The following is a 16,647-nucleotide window of genomic DNA, read 5'->3' as shown; positions in this document are numbered from 1 at the left end:
GCATGACTGGCAAACCCGTACTCCATTTCATTGACAGCTCCACCCGAAATCGGGCCGAGCTTGCCCGCATTGGCTTTGATCTGGGCCACCACGCGGAGGTTTATGGCGACCTGTCCGAGCTTGCCGTCCATCCTCCGCGCGACGGGATCATCATCGCCCGTGATGATCCGGAACAGGGCGGGATCAAGTCCTGCGTCGATCGCCTTAGCGCTTTGGGCATCTGGCTGCCGCTGATTGCGGCTGACCATAGCCCGCAACCGCGCCGGATCGTGGATGCGATCAAGGCGGGCGCACTGGATTATCTCGAATTGCCGCTGGATCCGGAGCGCGTCGAGCGCTGTCTGAATCGGATATCAAGCGAAGCGGCCGATTTCAGCGAGACCAGGCGCCGCATGATCGAAGCGCGAAATCGCATATCCAACCTCTCAAGTCGTGAGCGTGAAGTGCTTGAGTGGTTGGTGGAGGGAAGCTCCAACAAGGTCATCGCGCGTCAGCTCAGGATCAGCCCCAGAACAGTCGAAATTCACCGCGCCAACATGATGAACAAGCTGGGTGCGCGCCATGCTGCGGAAGCTGTCCGGCTGCGGATCGAGGCCCAGATTGATGGCGAGCCGCTGTCGCAAGCGGGTTAGGAGCGAGCGCCCGCACGCTGAGCCTTGCGCGAGGGACCGGGCATTCGGCTCCATCCTGCGTGGTTGCTGAGGGCCCGATAACCGCGGGTAAGATTGCGCTTCGTCCATGCAGGCGAAGTTAGCCCGGGAGTTCATCAGCCACCTGCTCCCATAATTCTATCTTGATCCCGTTGGGGTCGAGCACCCAGGCAAACTTGCCATAGCTTTCATCGACGCTGTCGAGCACCTTCACTTTTTTCTTCTTGAGCTGTTTGACGAAAACATCGAGGTCATCGACCCGCAAATTGATCATGAAACCGCCTTTGCCCGGCTTCACATAGGTGTCGTCCTTGAAATGGCTGATGAGCGAGTAGGGATTCTGCTTCGGTTCGTCAGCCCACGCAAATTGCGGGCCGTAAGGTCCGTCGACACCGAGCTTGTCGCGATACCACGCCCGCGTCGCCTCGGGGTCTTCAGCCACGTAGAATACGCCGCCCAGTCCGGTCACTCTTGCCATGTCAGCCTCCATCTCTCGCCGTGTTGGATACGCATGTTACACAGTCCAGGAGCAAGATTTGCCCCTTTCCCGGGCGATAGCATGATTTTCCCGCGCCCGCGCGATGTCCGCACGCCGCAAACGCGGCTCGCGACAGCACCCGTCTTGCAAACCACGGCATGTTGGATGCGCTCCCACATGCTTTGGCAAGAGGCATTTCCCTCGGGCGCGAGCGCCGTAAAACCATGACCTTCTGCTGAGCAGGCGTAACGTGCGTCACGAAAGGCGGCGCAGGGGAGCGTTCAAGGGAGTGCACCGCGCCACTCTAGCGCGGCCAGCAGGGGTAGGAAAATTCGCGAATTTACGCATCAACCCTGTTCGCGGATCGCCCACCTCGCTATCGCCTCGAACAAAGAGACCCGCAGGGAGGCAAAGATCATGACTCATATGCAGCGATTTGTCGGCAAGACTGTGATCGTTACCGGCTCGTCCATGGGAATAGGCGAAGCAATCGCACGACGCTTTCATGATGAGGGGGCGAACGTCGTTATCAACTCCCGCAAAGAAGAGGACTGTCAAAAGGTCGCGGACTCGCTGGGCGGAGACAGAGTGCTCGTCGTGGCGGGCGATGTCTCATCCTCGGCCTTTGCAAGCGAGATCGTGGAAAAAACTGTCGCGAAATTTGGCGGGCTGGATGTCCTTGTCAACAATGCAGGGGTTGGACGCACGGGGCTGCTGGCGAAGGCGGACGATGATTTCATCGACACGATTATCGATATCAACCTCAAGGGTGTTCTCTATCTGACGCGGGAGGCTTTCCCGCACCTGCTCAAGGCCAAGGGCAATATCATCAACATTTCGAGTGTCTCCGGCCTTGGCGGAGATTGGGGCCTGGGGGTCTACAACGCGTCCAAAGGCGGCGTGTGCAATTTGACCCGCGCAATGGCGCTCGAATTTGGTAGCCAAGGCGTTCGCGCGAACGCCGTGTGCCCTTCCATGACGCGGTCCGAGATGACCACTGGCATTACGGAAAGCGAACAAGCGATGAAGATGCTGGCGAACCGTATGCCGCTTGGGCGCGCGGCAGAGCCGGACGAGATTGCGGGCCCGGTGCTGTTCCTTGCAAGCGAAGATGCCGTGTTCGTGAACGGGGTCAATCTGCCGGTCGATGGCGGTGTCACCGCATCCAACGGACAACCGAACTTCTTCGGGTAGGTCGGGGGAGACGGGCGAGAAGGGCCCGGCAAAGGGTCTGCAAAGGGTTTGCCCTATCAATACCCTTGCGCCTGCCCGTCCTTGCGCATTTCGGTCGCGCCCGTCAGGACCCCTGTGTCCGGATCGCGCGCGATCGCCTGATACCCGCCGAACATGATGCCGTTCTCCACCAGTTCCACCCGGTGACCCATCGCGGCGAGCCGCTTGCGGGTCGCCTCAGGGATGCCGGCCTCGACAAACAGCGTGCCCAGCGGGTCCTTCGCCGGGCCTGAAAGCGATTCAGTTGCTTCGCGCCCGCCCTCGTGGTTGATCCGCGCTGCATCGCCTGCTTCCTGCAGATTCATGCCATAATCGACGATATTGACGAGCACCTGGACATGGCCTTGTGGCTGCATCCCGCCGCCCATCAATCCCAGCGTCATGAACGGCTTGCCGTCTTTCTTCACGAAGGCCGGGATAATCGTGTGGAACGGGCGCTTGGCAGGCGCATAGGCGTTGGGATGCGCGGGATCGAGGCTGAACAGCTCGCCGCGATCCTGCAGCATGAAGCCTGTGCCGGGCGGAACGAGGCCGCCGCCCATGCCGCGATAGTTGGACTGGATCAGGCTCACCATCATGCCATTTCCGTCAACTACGGTGAGGTAAGTGGTGTCGCCTTCGCCTTCGAGCTTGGGCTCAATCGCAGGATCGCCGGGTGCAAACTCCGGCGTCGCCTTGCGCGGATCGATCAGGGCAAAGCGCTGTTTGCCGTATTCGTCTGAGAGCAGTTCTTGGGGGAAGGGCGCGAAGTTCGGGTCAGCGTAGAACCGCGCGACATCCGAATAGGCCAGCCGCTTTGCCTCAGTGATGTAATGGATCACTTCCGGACTGCCGCGCTCCCACTGCCTGAGGTCTACGTTCTTGAGGATATTGACCATTTGCAGTGCGGCGAAGCCCTGTGTGTTCGGCGGCAGTTCACACAGCTCGTAGCCGTCGCGGTATTCTGCGCAGGCCGGCTCCACCCATTCGCTGCTATGGTCAGCAAAGTCCTCAAGGGTGAAGGCGCCGCCTTGCTCTTGCAGGTAATCCACCATGACACGGGCAGTGACGCCGGAATAGAACTCATCGCGTCCGTTTCTGGCGATCCTGCTCAAGGTGTCGGCGAGATCCGGGTTCTTGAAGATTTCTCCGGCCTCAGGCCCCGCTCCGTCGGCGAACCAGAGGGCGCGCGCATTGGACCAGTCCAGGCCGTACTCCTCTTCCCACTGAGAAAATCGGCGCGGGCCGACGCTGTAGGCATGAGCAATCACCGGCGAGACGGGATGGCCTTCGCGCGCATAGCTCACGGTCGGCGCGAGAATTTCGCTCATCGGCAACTTGCCGAACCGTTCGTGCATGGCGAACCAGCCATCGACGGCCCCTGGTATCGTCACTGCCAGCGGGCCTGCGGGCGGGATTGCGTCGAGATCTCCCAGTTTTTCTTTCAGCTGTTCGAGCGTCTGCCCCTTCGGACTTCGGCCTGAGGCGTTGAGGCCGTAAAGCTGATCTGATGCAGGATCATAGATGATCGCGAACAGGTCTCCGCCAATGCCATTGCCGGTCGGCTCCATCAGCCCGAGCGCAGCATTGGCGGCAATCGCTGCGTCGACCGCACTGCCGCCATCTTTCAGAATGTCGAGCGCGATTTGCGTCGCAAGCGGGTGCGCGGTCGCGGCCATGCCGTTGCTCGCATAGACCGGGCTGCGCGACCAGGCCTCACCTACTGGGCGACCCCCTGCGCCAATCTGCCATTCGACAGGTTTGGCTTCAGGCATTTCGGCATCCTTGGAGCATCCGCCAGTCGTTAGACCGAGGCAGGCAAGAACGGCAAGGGACAGGCGGCGCATGGGGGCTTCTCCCGCAACTCATGGGTGGGCGCCGGAGTAGTTGGGTTGTGACCCGTGTGCAAGTTCCGCGCGCCCGCAGGCGCTTACGCTGCCTCTTTGCTGCGCTTGGCTTTCTTGCGTTCGTGCGGGCATAGCAGCGCCTTGCGCAGGCGGATCGACTTCGGTGTCACCTCGACCATCTCGTCATCGTCGATATAGGCGATCGCCTGCTCCAGGCTCATCCGGCGCGGCGGTGTCAGACGGATCGCGTCATCCTTGCCTGAAGAGCGGATGTTCGTGAGCTGCTTCGACTTGAGCGGGTTCACTTCCAGATCGTCGGGCTTGGCGTTCTCGCCGATCACCATGCCCTCATAGACCTTCATCTGCGGGCCGATGAACAATTCGCCGCGCTCTTCCAGCGCGTTCAAGGCGTAAGCGACACTCTCGCCGTCCGAATTCGATATCAAGACGCCATTGATGCGGCCTTCGATCGGACCCTTGTAGGGGCCATATTTCTCGAACAGGCGGTTCATGATGCCGGTCCCGCGCGTATCCGACAGGAACTCGCCGTGGTAACCGATCAGTCCGCGTGAGGGGGCGGAGAAAGTGATGCGGGTCTTGCCCTGGCCACTGGGCCGCATTTCGACCAGTTCAGCCTTGCGGCGCTGCATCTTCTCGACGACCGTGCCCGAGTGATCGTCATCGACGTCAATCACCACGGTTTCATAGGGCTCGAGCCGCTGGCCATCTTCTTCACGGAACAGCACCTTCGGGCGGCTGATGCCCAGCTCGAAGCCTTCGCGGCGCATGGTCTCGATCAGGACGCCCAATTGCAATTCGCCCCGGCCTGCGACTTCGAAGCTGTCCTTGTCTTCGCTTTCCGTCACGCGGATCGCGACATTGGTTTCCGCTTCGCGCAGCAAGCGGTCGCGGATCATGCGGCTGGTGACCTTGTCGCCTTCGCGTCCTGCGAGCGGGCTGTCATTGACAGCAAAGCGCATCGCCAGGGTCGGCGGATCGATTGGCTGGGCGGCAATCGGTTCGCGCACGGAAGGATCGCAGATCGTGTTGGCGACCGTTGCTTTCTCGAGACCTGCCAGCGCGATGATGTCGCCAGCGCTTGCGCTTTCTACCGGCACGCGCTCAAGTCCATCAAAGCTCATCAGCTTGGTAGCGCGGCCAACTTCCACGACCTTGCCGTCCATGTCGATGGCGTGGATCGGATCGTTGACCTTGAGCGTGCCGGACTGAACCCTGCCCGTCAGGACGCGGCCCATGAAATTGTCGCGATCGAGCAGCGTTGCGAGGAAGCTGAACTTGGCATCCGGGTCGAGGCCAGGGGCCGGGACGTGGTTGACAATCCGCTCGAACAGCGGCGCAAGCGTTCCGCTGCGAGCGTCCTGGTCTTCGCTCGCATAGCCATCGCGGCCTGAGGCATAGAGCACCGGAAAATCAAGCTGTTCGTCATTGGCATCGAGGCTCACGAACAGGTCGAATACCTCGTCCAGCACTTCCTGCGGACGGCCATCCGGGCGGTCGATCTTGTTGACCACCACGATCGGCCTCAGACCCAGGGCAAGCGCCTTGCCGGTCACGAACTTGGTCTGCGGCATCGCGCCTTCTGCGGCATCGACCAGCAGGATCACGCCGTCGACCATGCTGAGAATACGCTCGACCTCCGCGCCGAAGTCTGCGTGACCGGGGGTGTCGACGATGTTGATGCGGGTTGTCTCGCCGTCATGTTCCCATTCGACGCTGGTGCACTTGGCGAGGATCGTGATTCCGCGCTCTTTTTCGAGATCGCCCGAGTCCATTGCGCGCTCTTCCACACGCTGGTTGTCGCGGAAGGTTCCGGACTGCCGAAACAGCTGGTCGACAAGCGTCGTTTTTCCGTGGTCGACGTGCGCGATAATCGCGACATTGCGAAGCGAGGACATGAGTAGAAGGCCTTTGAATGAACCCCTTGGCTACAAATGACGCAGCGTCAGGGCGGGGGTTGGGCGTGTTGCGCCGCACAAATTTGCGCGCGCCTAGCGCAAAGGTGCAGATTTCACAAGACCAAGTGGTGTGACTCGCTTGCAACACAGCCTCTGCGGGACAGGCTGGTTCGCGCAATCTTCTTGTACAAAAGCGGCAGAATGCTAGATTTTCGCACATTCGGTCGGGCATCAGGGCGTTTTGGGGACGCTGCCGGGCTTGGATTACTGTGAGAGGAGATCCCATGCGTTTTTCTATTGCCGGCTCTGCCGGTTCAACCCGTTATGCCCTTCTTGCTGGCGTAGCGGCTGCCGCCATGTCTGTCCCAGGCGTTGCTCTGGCGCAGGACGATGCCGATGACGTCGCTGCTGAGGAGGATGCTGAAGACCTTGGCAATGTCATCGTCGTCACCGCGACAAAGCGCGAGCAGACGCTGCAGGAAATTCCGGTCGCGGTTTCAGTGACCACCGCTGCCACAATCGAGCAAGCCCAAATCCGTGATATCGCTGATCTGCAATCGGTTGTTCCCTCATTGCGCGTTTCAACCCTGCAAAGCGCGTTCGCGACGAGCTTCTCGGTTCGCGGCTTTGGCACCGATGGCAACAACCTCGGACTTGAACCGTCGGTCGCGGTATTTGTCGATGGTGTCTATCGCAGCCGTACCTTCGCTCAGATTTCGGATCTTCCCAACCTTCAACGCGTAGAAGTTCTGCGCGGCCCGCAATCAACCCTGTTCGGCAAGAATGCGAGCGCTGGCGTGATTTCGATTGTCAGCTCGGAGCCTTCGTTCGAATTCGCCGGCAATGCTGAGCTGTCATACGGCAATTTCGACGCGATCGTTGCCAAGGGCTACGCGACCGGACCAATCTCGGACAGCGTTGCCGTCAGCTTTGCGGCTGGCCTTAACAAGCGCGATGGTTTCATCACCAACGGTTTCAATGGCGATGACCTGAACAATCGCGATCGCTGGTTCACCCGCGGACAGTTGCTGTTTGACAATGGCGACAACCTGAAAGTTCGTCTGATTGCGGATTATGACGAACTTGACGAATCATGCTGTGCGGTTGCCAATCTCTCTCCGTCGATTCAAACGGGCTTGATCCAATTGCTGGGCGGCCAGATCAACGATTTCGATGACCGTTTTGACACGGTGTTTACGGATGTCGATCCGTTCAACAAGGTCACCAACTGGGGTATTTCCGGCCAGGTCGACTATGACATTGGCGCTCTGACGCTGACGTCGATTTCTGCCTATCGCAAGAGCGAACTGAGCGCGGACCAGGACGTCGATTTCACCAGCGGGCCTTTGGCGAGCGGTGCGGTTATCGGTCAAGCCGACATCAAGACACTGACGCAGGAACTGCGCCTCACCAGTGACTTTGACGGGATGTTCAACTTCCTGATCGGCGGATACTACTTCAAGGAAGATCTCGAAACCGGGGACCAGATTACGTTCGGCCCGGGTTTCCGTCCGTTTGCCAATCTGCTGGTGCTGGGCGCATCACAGGGTGCGCTGGACGTGAATACGCTGGAATTCCTGTTCGGTGCTACGCCCGGGTCGTTCTTTGCCAATGGGACTGGCTTTGACAGTGCGTTTACGCAGGACAACGAAGCATTCTCGCTGTTCGGGCAGATCGACTTGGAGCTTACCGACCGCTTGACGGTCACTCTTGGCGCGAACTGGACGAAGGACAAGAAAGATGTTGTGTCCAACGGCGTTTCGACAGAGCCCTTCTCGTCAGTCAACCTCGATGCGCCCGAATTTACCGCTGCGCGCCAGGCAGTTTTGATCGGAGCCGGGGTTGATGCGGGCACTGCGGCGTTTCTGGCAGCCAACCCGACCCTGATCCTGCCCGATGGCTCCAGTGCCAACCCGTTCGCCGGCTTGAGGGCATTTCAGTTCCTGCCTCCTATTCTCAACATCCCCAATACACTTGAGGATGGCCGGAGCCGCGATGATGAACTGACCTACACCATTCGGGCGAATTACGAGTTGACCGATTCACTCAACGCGTATGTCAGCTATGCGACTGGCTTCAAGGCAACGTCCTGGAACCTGTCGCGGGACAGTCGCCCGTTGCCGGGTGAATTCGCGCAGTTCGTTTCGCAGGGCCTGGCAACGCCGAACCTGCGTCCAGGAACGCGCTTTGCGCTTCCTGAGAAGTCGACAGTCTATGAAATTGGTCTCAAGGCGAATTGGGATCTGGCGACCGCCAATCTTACGATTTTCCAGCAAAGCATCGAGGATTTCCAGGCAAATACTTTCATCGGTCAGAGCTTTGTTCTCGGCAATGCAGGTAAGCAGGAAACTTTCGGGGTTGAATTCGAAGGCACGGTCAATCCAACAGATGAGCTGACGCTCTCCATGGCAGTGACCTATCTCGATGCGAAGTATGACAGCTTTGTTGGCTCTCCAGTTGGCGACCTTTCGGGCCGGGCCGTATCGGGCGTTCACCCGATCAGTGCATCGTTCGGCGCAACCTGGAACAAGGAACTGGCCAATTACGACCGCATCATTGTTCGCGCGGATTATCAGTATGAATCCGATGTGCAGGTGATCGATGGCCTGACCAACTTCATCGGATCCGATCCAGCAGCGACTGATCCGTTTGAGGCCGCTCGGAGAGAAGGGGCGCAATATCGCCGCGAGATCAACAATGTGAACGCGTCGATCACATACGCGATGGAGATGGGCCTGGAGTTCACCCTGTGGGCGCGCAATCTTCTGGATGACCGTTATATCACCACGATCTTCCCGGGTGTTGCGCAGGGCCTGGCTGTTTCCGGATATCCGAACCAGCCGCGCACCTATGGTGTGACCGGACGGTTCCGCTTCTAAGCTCGGGAAACAACATACATCGAAGGAGGGGCTGGTGAAAACCGGCCCCTTTTTCATTGCTTTAGAGCAATTTTTGTGGTGGCTTGTTGGTGCCAGTTCGGGGGGGAGAAGAATATATGAAGATGGATATCGGTCAGGCACTGTCGAATACTGTGTCGATGACTTTTGCACGCATCGCGTCGCTTGCGGGCCTGTGGGGCGTTTTCACAATCGCTCAGCTACTCGCTTTCGGTTTACTTGCAGCTGTAATTGGCGGCGGAATGATGTCGCTTGCCTCGTTTGGGGATCCTATGGCCGGGGCAGGTATGTCGGTCGGCGTCATTTTCGGCCTGATTGTATTCTATGGCCTCTATCTGCTGCTCTACGGCGCGCAGTCGCTTGCCATGACAGCGCAGGCCTCTCCTTTGCTAGAGCCCAATTTTGGACGGTCGTTTTCGGTCGGCCTGCGCGGTGCCTTCACTTTCTTCGGTGTAATGATCCTCCTGCTTATTGCCTATTTCATCGGTGCCTTTGTGTTCATGATCGCCGGTGCGGTGCTGTCGTTTCTGGATGAACTTGGCGGGGTTATTCTTGCGATCCTTGCCATCCCGGCGCTCATCTACGCAGCCTGCCGCCTGATGATCATCCCCGCGGTCATCGCGGTGGAGGAGGTTTACAACCCGATCGCCGTAATCAAGCGCAGCTGGCAGCTTACCGGCGGCAATGTGCTGGGTATATTCGTAACCCTGCTGGTCTTGCTCGTGATCTTTCTGGCGCTGTTTCTGGCTGTGTTTCTGGTCGCAGGCTCCGGTTTTTCGGCTTTCACCATGGGATCGGACGCGCCTGGCGTGGGCTTGATTGTGCTGATCGTCGTCGTGATTGTGGCTGTGAGCATCGTCGCTACGGCAGCCTCTGCAGCGCTGGTCGCATCGGTCCACGCCGCCGTTTCTGACAGCAACGCTGAAGAGCTGGGCGAAACCTTCGCCTGACCCTAGAGTTCGCGCAATGCCCGGTTCGGCTTCGCTCTCAGCAAGGGGAGCGAGCCGGCCAGCGCGAAGCCGACGACCAGCGTCAGGCCAAAGCCAAGCACCGCGAAAATCTCGCCCCAATTGGGCAGCCAGTCAAATGTGAACAGCTGCGTGACGATCACCCATGCAAGCAGCGTTCCCAGACCCAGCGCCACCCCAGCCAGCAGCAAGGCGAGCAGCCCGTATTCCAGCAATTGCATCAGCAGTACCTGCTTCCTGCTCGCGCCCAGCACGCGCAGGATTACGGTATCATAGATGCGCGAGGCGCGCGCTGCGGCTATCGCCCCCAGCAGCACCGCAAGGCCCGCCAGGACGGCGACCGATGCCGCCGCGAGCGTCGCGAGCGAAACCTGCTCGAGGATCGTGCGTGCTTCCTTCAGCACTTCGCCCACCTCTATGACAGAGCTGGACGGGAAAGCGCGAACCAGATCGCGCAGCAAGGTCCGGTCCTCGGCCCCCGGAGCCAGTTCAATGGTAGCCGCAAGATTGTGCGGTGCGTCTGCCAGTGCATTACGGCTAAACACGAAGACGTAGTTGAAGCCCATGCTTTCCCAGTCGATCCGGCGCAGGTTCGCGACCCGCGCGGTCCGCTCGACGCCGAGCACACCCACGGTGAGATAGTCGCCAATGGCAATGTCTGCGGCCGCAGCAAAGTCTGCGTCGAGCGAAACCAGCGGCTCTCCGTCATGATCGGCAGGCCACCACTCGCCTTCGGTCAACACATTGCCCACCGGTAGTTCATCGGCATAGGTCAGGCCGCGCTCGCCGCGTAGGGCCCAGGCATTCTGCGGAATTTCCTCCAGCTCGGAGACGCGCTGCATATTCTCACGCGGGCCATAGGCGAGCACGGCGCCGCGCAAAGTCGGTACGGTACGAATATCAGCCTCGGGCAGCTTTTCTGCCACAAGTTCGCGGAATTCGCCTTCGCGGTTCACGGGTACATCAAGGACAAAGTAGTCCGGCGCCTCGCGCGGGACAGTCTGTTGGATGTTGCCGTTGATGGAGCTTTGGACAGCGGCCAGCAGCACGAAGGATGCGAGGCCGAAGCCAAGCGCGGTGACAAGCGCGCCGGTGGGTGCTCCAGGCCGGTGCAGGTTCGCCAGTGCGTTACGCAGCAAGGGGTTGCTTGAGCGCGGCATTCGCTTGGCGAGATCCCGGATCGCGAAACCGATGGCGGCAAGCAGAGCCAGCGCAAAGGCCGCTCCTATGAGGAAACCCGCGGAAAGACGCACATCGGCGGTCGTCAGCAAGGCGAGGGCACAAATCGCGCCGATCCCGGCAAGCGTCCAGGCGAGTGCACGTTTGTCCCGGCCGAGCGGGGCGACCCGGGCCCGCATCAGCGCCATGGCAGGGAAGCTCCGCGCGCGCAGCAAAGGTGTCGCGGCGAATGCAAAGGCGACCAGCAGGCCGTATGTAGCGGCGAGCACCAGCGGGCCGACCTCGATCACCACTCCGCGCTCAACCGGCAGCAAACCTTCCAGTGCCACCGCAAGAACCGGAGTAACCGCAATGCCCACCAGCAGTCCGGCGATTGTCCCAACCGCGGCGGCGGCCGCGATCTGCAAGGAATAGATCCGAACGATGTCGCCGCTTTTCGCGCCCAGGACCTTCAGCGTGGCAATACTGTTGCGGCGAGCCTCGAGATAGGAGGCAACGCCGCCGCCAATCCCGATCCCCGCGATCACCAGCGCGGCAAGGCCAACCAATGTCAGGAAGTCGCTCATCTGCCGCACGAAGCGGTCTGCCCCCGGTGACGCGCGGTCACGCGTGCGGGTGTCGAGACCTGCTTCGGGGAATTGCTCCTCCAGCGCCTCTTCGACTTCGGAAGGGTCCTGCGAAGGGTTGTCAAAGGCAACCCTGACCTTGCTTTCATAAAGCGATCCTGGCGCAAGTAGCCCCGCTCGTGCAGGCACCTCGTCGCGCACGATGACCGTCGGTCCGAGCTGGAAGCCTTCCGACAGGCGGTCCGGCTCATTGCCGATCACGCCCGCTACGGTCAAATCGACAGTTCCGACGCGGAATGTATCGCCGACCCCGATCCCAAGTCGGTCAAGCGCGCCTTGCGCGACCCAGGCATCGCCGGGGGCGGGGGCGCCGACCTTTCGACCATCAGCGAGCGCCAGGACGCCATAGAGCGGCCATTGATCGTCGATGGCCTTGAGCTCGATCGGCGCGGCGCCTTCATCGGTCGTTGCCATGGCCTGCATCCGCGTACCAGACGAAACCCGGCCCAGCGCCTCCAGCGCCTGCATCTCTTCATCGTTGAGCGGGCGCTGCCAGACTTCGACCTCAAGATCGCCGCCAAGCAGCTCCTGTCCCCTGTCAGAGAGCTCGCGTTCAATCGCAGCCGTGAGCGAACCGATCGCTGCAAGGGCTGCCGTGCCAAGGAAGATACAAACCAGCAGCAGTCGCAGTCCGCGAAAACGTGCGTTGAGGTCCCGCCTGGCAATGCGCCAGGCGGCGCTCCACGAGAGAGTAGCTTCGCTCACGGCGTCAGGCCGCGTTGGCTGCAGTAGAGCTGGCGGCGGCAGTGTCTGACACGATTTGCCCGTCGGCCATGGTCAGCACGCGTCCGCACCGCTCTGCCAGTTCCGGATCGTGGGTTATGACAAGCAAGGTTGCGCCGCTCTCCTTGCAGCGCCCGAACAGCAGCTCGATGATCTCATGACCAGTGGCTGTGTCGAGATTGCCGGTGGGCTCGTCTGCGAAGATCAGTTCTGGCCCCGGAGCAATCGCGCGCGCGATGGCCACGCGCTGCTGTTCGCCGCCGGAAAGCTGGGTAGGGTAGTGATGCAGACGGTGGCCCAGACCAACGGCTGCCAACTCCTCACCAGCGCGCGCGCGCACGTCGCGGGCGCCAGCCAATTCCATCGGGGTGGTCACATTTTCCAGCGCCGTCATCGTTGGGAGCAAGTGGAAGGATTGCAGCACGATCCCTATTCGTCCGCGACGAGCATAGGCGAGCCCATCCTCGTCCATCCCGGCAAAGTCCGCACCCGCGACAGTCAGATCGCCGCTATCAGCGCGTTCAAGGCCGGACAGCACTGACATCAGCGAGCTCTTGCCGGAGCCGGATGGGCCAAGCAGCGCGACGATCTCTCCCTTGGCGATGTCGAGGTCGATACCGCGCAAGACTTCCACTGGAGCAGCAGCGCTGCCGAGCGTCAGGGTGAGGTTTCGGGCACGAATGGCGAGTTCAGGACTTGTCACAATATCCAAATGTCATAGGGCGGGGGGGATTGAACAGATTAGTCACCCTCAAGCTACGGCGAAACGAGGCTCGCAGATGCAAAACAGGCTTTGGTCGATAATCCTCAGTGGAGCGCTGGCTCTATCCCTTACCGCGTGTGGATCCAATGCCCCGGACAGCGCGCCCGGAGAGGCAGGTGCTGCAGAGCGTTCAGGTACGAACGATTCTGATCTGCCAGAGGTTCCCGTGATGGGACCGGAAAAGCGCATCCTGGCTTTCGGTAACAGCCTGTTTGCGGGTTACAATGTCGCGCCAGAGGATAGCTACCCTGCAAAGCTGCAACGGGCCTTGCGTGCGCAAGGGATCAATGCGCAGGTCTATAATGCGGGTGTATCAGGCGACACAACCGCTGCAGGACGACAGCGGCTGGCCTTTGCATTGGATGAGCAGGAGACCAAGCCAGACCTGGCGATTGTGGAACTCGGTGGAAACGATCTGCTGCGGGGCCTCTCTCCAGAGCAAAGTCGTGAAAACCTGGCCGCGATGATCGAGGAGCTGCAATCGCGCGATATCGACGTGCTGCTGATGGGGATGCGTGCGCCACCCAATTACGGGCCTGAATATCAGGCAGCATTCGATGGTATGTATGGCGAGCTCGCTAAGAAATATGGTGTTGATCTGTATCCTTTTTTCCTTGAGGCGATCTATCAGGATCCCTCGCTGTTCCAGTCTGACCGGATTCACCCAACCGAAGACGGAATTGAGCGGCTGGTGGAAGCGACGCTGGAAACAGTCGTCAGTGCCTTGCCGGAGAGTGTCGAGTAGAGCCTACAAACGCTCGACCGTGCCGTCAGAGACGCGCCACACCGATGCCTCTTCAAGAATATTCTCGAATGGCGCGGCTTCCGTGCCGGTGAGCCAGACTTGCGCCTTGCCTGCGCGCAAACGGTCAAACAGCGCGTTGCGACGAACCGGATCGAGATGCGCGGCGACTTCATCCAGAAGCAGCACACCCGGACGCCCTGCGACGGTCAGGACCGAGTGGGCGAGGGTAATCGCGATCAGCATCGCTTTCTGCTCGCCCGTGGAGCAGGACGCTGCAGGCTGACCTGAACCCGCCATCACCACCTCCAACTCGTCGCGCTGAGGGCCGGTGAGCGCGCGTCCAGCTGCCCGGTCTTTCGCGCGGTTTGCGTGGAGCGCGCGGGCAAGGGCTGCCGGTTCATCCGGACCGCCCGCGCGATAGGCCAGCACAGGCTTTGCAAACGGCGCATCGGGCAGGGCGGAAAGTTCATCGCTCAGCGCTGCGATCAAGGCGCGGCGTCCGTCAGTCACGGCAGCGCCATGCTCGCCCGCTTGCCCTTCCAGTGCATCGAGCCAGGTCGCATCGCCTGAACGGTTCTGCTCGAGCAGCTTGTTGCGCTCGCGCAGAGCTGTTTCGTATCGCGATACATGGCGCGCATGGCTTGGCCGGATTGCCAGCGTCATCCGGTCCAGGAAGCGCCGCCGCGCGCCCGCACTGTCGGTGAAGAGACCATCCATGGACGGCGTGAGCCAGCCAATCGCCAGCCACTCAGCAAGGTTCGCCGCGCTTGCCTCTGCGCCGTTGATGCGGACCATACGGCGGGTGGGGCGTTCGGCCTCGACATAGGTGCCAAGCCGCGCGCTTTCATGACCTTGCTCTCTAAGGCTTGCTCCCACGGTGAATCCGCCGCCGCCGCCGGGCCCGGCGATTTCCGTCAGTGCTGCACGTCTCAGACCGCGCCCGGGCGAGAGCAGCGAAAGCGCCTCGAGAATGTTGGTCTTGCCCGCGCCGTTCTCGCCCACAAGCAGGTTGAAATGCGCCGTACCATCAAGCGCCGTTTCGCGATGATTGCGGTAATGCAGGAGGGAGATCCGATCGAGCGCCATGCCGCAAAGCTCCTAGCAGCAAGCGGCTTATTGGCCATGCCCATGTCCCGCGAAATCCGCAATCCTGATTTATGGTGAAAAATGCTGAATGTTGGCTTTCATTAATCTGTGGTTTATCTGGGAAGATCGCTAAGTATCTGGAAAATATGAGTTTGGTGATTTTGGCACGGCCCGTGCATAACCATAGGCATCAAGCGGGATTGGCCCGCAAGCAAGAAACCAACACTCTGATGAAAGGAAATATCACCATGTTCGCAAGCTCTGAAACCGGAAGCAAGGCATTCGCAGCAGTCTTCTCTGTCGCAATGTCTGCCGTCTTCTTCGCAATGGCAATCGTACCGGCAAGCCCCGGTGGCTTGATCGCCTGATCTGACAACCCAAGAACCAAGGTACCCCCGACCATGTTCAATTCTGAAACCGCTTCTCGTCTTTTCGCAGCAGTCAGCGCGCTTGCCTTGTCTGCCGCCGTATTCGCAACCACCATTATCCCGGCAACTCCCGGACTGGAGTTCTTCGCATGAACAATTCACCGATCAAACCCACTGGCAATGGCGGCAGCCCAGCCTTCCGTCTCGACAAGACCTACGGCAAGATCTTTGGCGTTTGTGGAGGCATTGCCAACTACACCGGCATCGACCCGATCTGGATTCGCATTGGCTTTGTCGTCGGCGCATTTGTCAGCCTCGGCACAGCTGCACTGGTCTACGGCGCTATTGCGCTCATCGCAGACTGACGGGCTCCCTCAGGTAGAGGGAGCCCTCACATTGCTGAGATGCCGCCATCGAGCTTGAGCTCAGCGCCGGTCATGAACCGGCTCTCGTCGCTCGCAAGGTAGAGTACGGCATTGGCAATATCGTTGGGCTCACCCACGAATTTCAGCGGGATCTGACGCGCCAGCTTGTCCAGAAGAACATCTTTTTCAAGATTCGCATGCTTTGCCGTCCCGTCGAGAATCGGGGTATCGACAAAGGTCGGGTGAACCGAATTGCAACGGATCTGCATGTTCTTCTTCGCGCAGTGCAGCGCGATCGACTTCGACAACATCCACACAGCCGCCTTTGAGGCATTGTAGGCCGGCATCGTGTCGCTGGCGATCAGGCCTGCGATCGAGCTGATATTGATAATCGAGCCCGGCGCATGCTCACGCATCAGCGGCAGTGCCTTCTGACAGCCGTGGAAGATTGAATCCACGTTTATGGAGAAACACCGCTTCCAATCCTCGAAGTCACAGGTCTCGATATTGCCTGCAACCCCGATCCCCGCATTGTTGACGAGCACGTTGAGTCCGCCCAGGTTCTCGCGCGCTGCCTCGACCCCAGCTTCCCATGCCAAAGGGTCAGTGACATCGTGCTGGATCGCATAGGCCGTTCCTTCGCCAAGTGACGCGTTGATCAGCTCTGCGGTTTCAGCTGCGCCTTCGCCGTTGATATCTGTGCAGAGCACGCGCGCGCCTTCCTGCGCCAAAAGCGTGCAATGCGCCCGGCCAAGCCCCTGTGCTGCGCCCGTTACCAATGCGAGCTTGCCGTCGACGCGTCCTTTTCCCTTGGCTGCCATAAT

General features: G+C 60.2%; 15 protein-coding genes. 8 read left to right on the top strand and 7 right to left on the bottom strand.

Annotated features, from left to right (window positions below; translation table 11 throughout):
* Window positions 1–2: 2 nt before the first annotated feature.
* The gene (locus tag ACG9DO_RS12885) at window positions 3–632 is read left to right on the top strand and encodes a response regulator transcription factor (RefSeq protein WP_394728543.1); all 630 of its coding nucleotides are present in this window, start codon (window positions 3–5) and stop codon (window positions 630–632) included.
* A gap of 118 nt (window positions 633–750) precedes the next feature.
* Here the strand turns inward: ACG9DO_RS12885 and ACG9DO_RS12880 are convergent, their stop codons facing one another.
* Window positions 751–1,128, bottom strand: coding sequence for a VOC family protein (locus ACG9DO_RS12880; RefSeq protein ID WP_394728541.1), 378 nt, complete (start codon window positions 1,126–1,128; stop codon window positions 751–753).
* A 417-nt stretch (window positions 1,129–1,545) separates the two neighbouring features.
* Here ACG9DO_RS12880 and ACG9DO_RS12875 point away from each other — a divergent pair, with 417 nt between their 5' ends.
* Window positions 1,546–2,322, top strand: a complete 777-nt coding sequence (locus tag ACG9DO_RS12875; RefSeq protein WP_394728539.1) for an SDR family NAD(P)-dependent oxidoreductase — start codon at window positions 1,546–1,548, stop codon at window positions 2,320–2,322.
* Between the two features lie 56 nt (window positions 2,323–2,378).
* On the opposite strand, the gene ggt is transcribed toward ACG9DO_RS12875, so the two are convergent.
* Window positions 2,379–4,187 (bottom strand): gamma-glutamyltransferase, encoded by a 1,809-nt coding sequence (ggt, locus tag ACG9DO_RS12870; RefSeq protein ID WP_394728537.1) that lies wholly within the window; start codon window positions 4,185–4,187, stop codon window positions 2,379–2,381.
* Between the two features lie 83 nt (window positions 4,188–4,270).
* Window positions 4,271–6,103: a translational GTPase TypA gene (gene typA, locus ACG9DO_RS12865; RefSeq protein WP_394728535.1), complete on the bottom strand. Its 1,833-nt coding sequence runs from the start codon at window positions 6,101–6,103 to the stop codon at window positions 4,271–4,273.
* Between the two features lie 284 nt (window positions 6,104–6,387).
* Here typA and ACG9DO_RS12860 point away from each other — a divergent pair, with 284 nt between their 5' ends.
* Together ACG9DO_RS12860 and ACG9DO_RS12855 are read left to right on the top strand one after the other, a co-directional pair.
* Entirely contained in the window at window positions 6,388–8,982 is a 2,595-nt protein-coding gene (locus ACG9DO_RS12860) for a TonB-dependent receptor (protein WP_394728534.1), read from the top strand.
* A gap of 116 nt (window positions 8,983–9,098) precedes the next feature.
* Window positions 9,099–9,950, top strand: coding sequence for a hypothetical protein (locus ACG9DO_RS12855; RefSeq protein WP_394728532.1), 852 nt, complete (start codon window positions 9,099–9,101; stop codon window positions 9,948–9,950).
* 2 nt (window positions 9,951–9,952) lie between these two features.
* Here the strand turns inward: ACG9DO_RS12855 and ACG9DO_RS12850 are convergent, their stop codons facing one another.
* Both ACG9DO_RS12850 and ACG9DO_RS12845 read right to left on the bottom strand, forming a co-directional pair.
* A complete protein-coding gene (locus ACG9DO_RS12850) occupies window positions 9,953–12,478 on the bottom strand; it encodes an ABC transporter permease (RefSeq protein ID WP_394728530.1) in 2,526 nt (841 codons plus the stop codon).
* 4 nt (window positions 12,479–12,482) lie between these two features.
* Window positions 12,483–13,199, bottom strand: a complete 717-nt coding sequence (locus ACG9DO_RS12845) for an ABC transporter ATP-binding protein (protein ID WP_394728528.1) — start codon at window positions 13,197–13,199, stop codon at window positions 12,483–12,485.
* 76 nt (window positions 13,200–13,275) lie between these two features.
* On the opposite strand from ACG9DO_RS12845, the gene ACG9DO_RS12840 reads away from it, so the two are divergent.
* A complete protein-coding gene (locus ACG9DO_RS12840) occupies window positions 13,276–14,004 on the top strand; it encodes an arylesterase (protein ID WP_394728526.1) in 729 nt (242 codons plus the stop codon).
* Between the two features lie 3 nt (window positions 14,005–14,007).
* Here the strand turns inward: ACG9DO_RS12840 and recF are convergent, their stop codons facing one another.
* Entirely contained in the window at window positions 14,008–15,090 is a 1,083-nt protein-coding gene (gene recF, locus ACG9DO_RS12835; RefSeq protein WP_394728524.1) for a DNA replication/repair protein RecF, read from the bottom strand.
* Window positions 15,091–15,161: 71 nt separating this feature from the next.
* Here recF and ACG9DO_RS12830 point away from each other — a divergent pair, with 71 nt between their 5' ends.
* The 3 genes from ACG9DO_RS12830 to ACG9DO_RS12820 are packed head-to-tail and all read left to right on the top strand — an operon-like array spanning window position 15,162 to window position 15,823.
* Window positions 15,162–15,458 carry a hypothetical protein gene (locus ACG9DO_RS12830; RefSeq protein WP_394728522.1) on the top strand — a complete coding sequence of 99 codons (297 nt, stop codon included), beginning with the start codon at window positions 15,162–15,164 and terminating at the stop codon, window positions 15,456–15,458.
* A gap of 33 nt (window positions 15,459–15,491) precedes the next feature.
* Window positions 15,492–15,611, top strand: coding sequence for an enoyl-CoA hydratase (locus ACG9DO_RS12825; RefSeq protein ID WP_394728520.1), 120 nt, complete (start codon window positions 15,492–15,494; stop codon window positions 15,609–15,611).
* Entirely contained in the window at window positions 15,608–15,823 is a 216-nt protein-coding gene (locus tag ACG9DO_RS12820) for a PspC domain-containing protein (protein WP_394728518.1), read from the top strand. The genes ACG9DO_RS12825 and ACG9DO_RS12820 overlap by 4 nt, the downstream gene beginning before the upstream one ends.
* 26 nt (window positions 15,824–15,849) lie before the next feature.
* Here ACG9DO_RS12820 and ACG9DO_RS12815 read toward each other — a convergent pair whose 3' ends face one another.
* On the bottom strand, window positions 15,850–16,644 hold the full coding sequence (locus tag ACG9DO_RS12815; RefSeq protein WP_394728516.1) for an SDR family oxidoreductase: 795 nt from the start codon (window positions 16,642–16,644) through the stop codon (window positions 15,850–15,852).
* Between the last annotated feature and the right edge of the window lie 3 nt (window positions 16,645–16,647).

The organism is Altererythrobacter sp. GH1-8 (genome assembly GCF_043702085.1).
Lineage (GTDB): Bacteria > Pseudomonadota > Alphaproteobacteria > Sphingomonadales > Sphingomonadaceae > Erythrobacter.
Note: the sequence above shows the minus strand (reverse complement) of the source record. Positions and strands in the feature narration are given on the sequence as shown.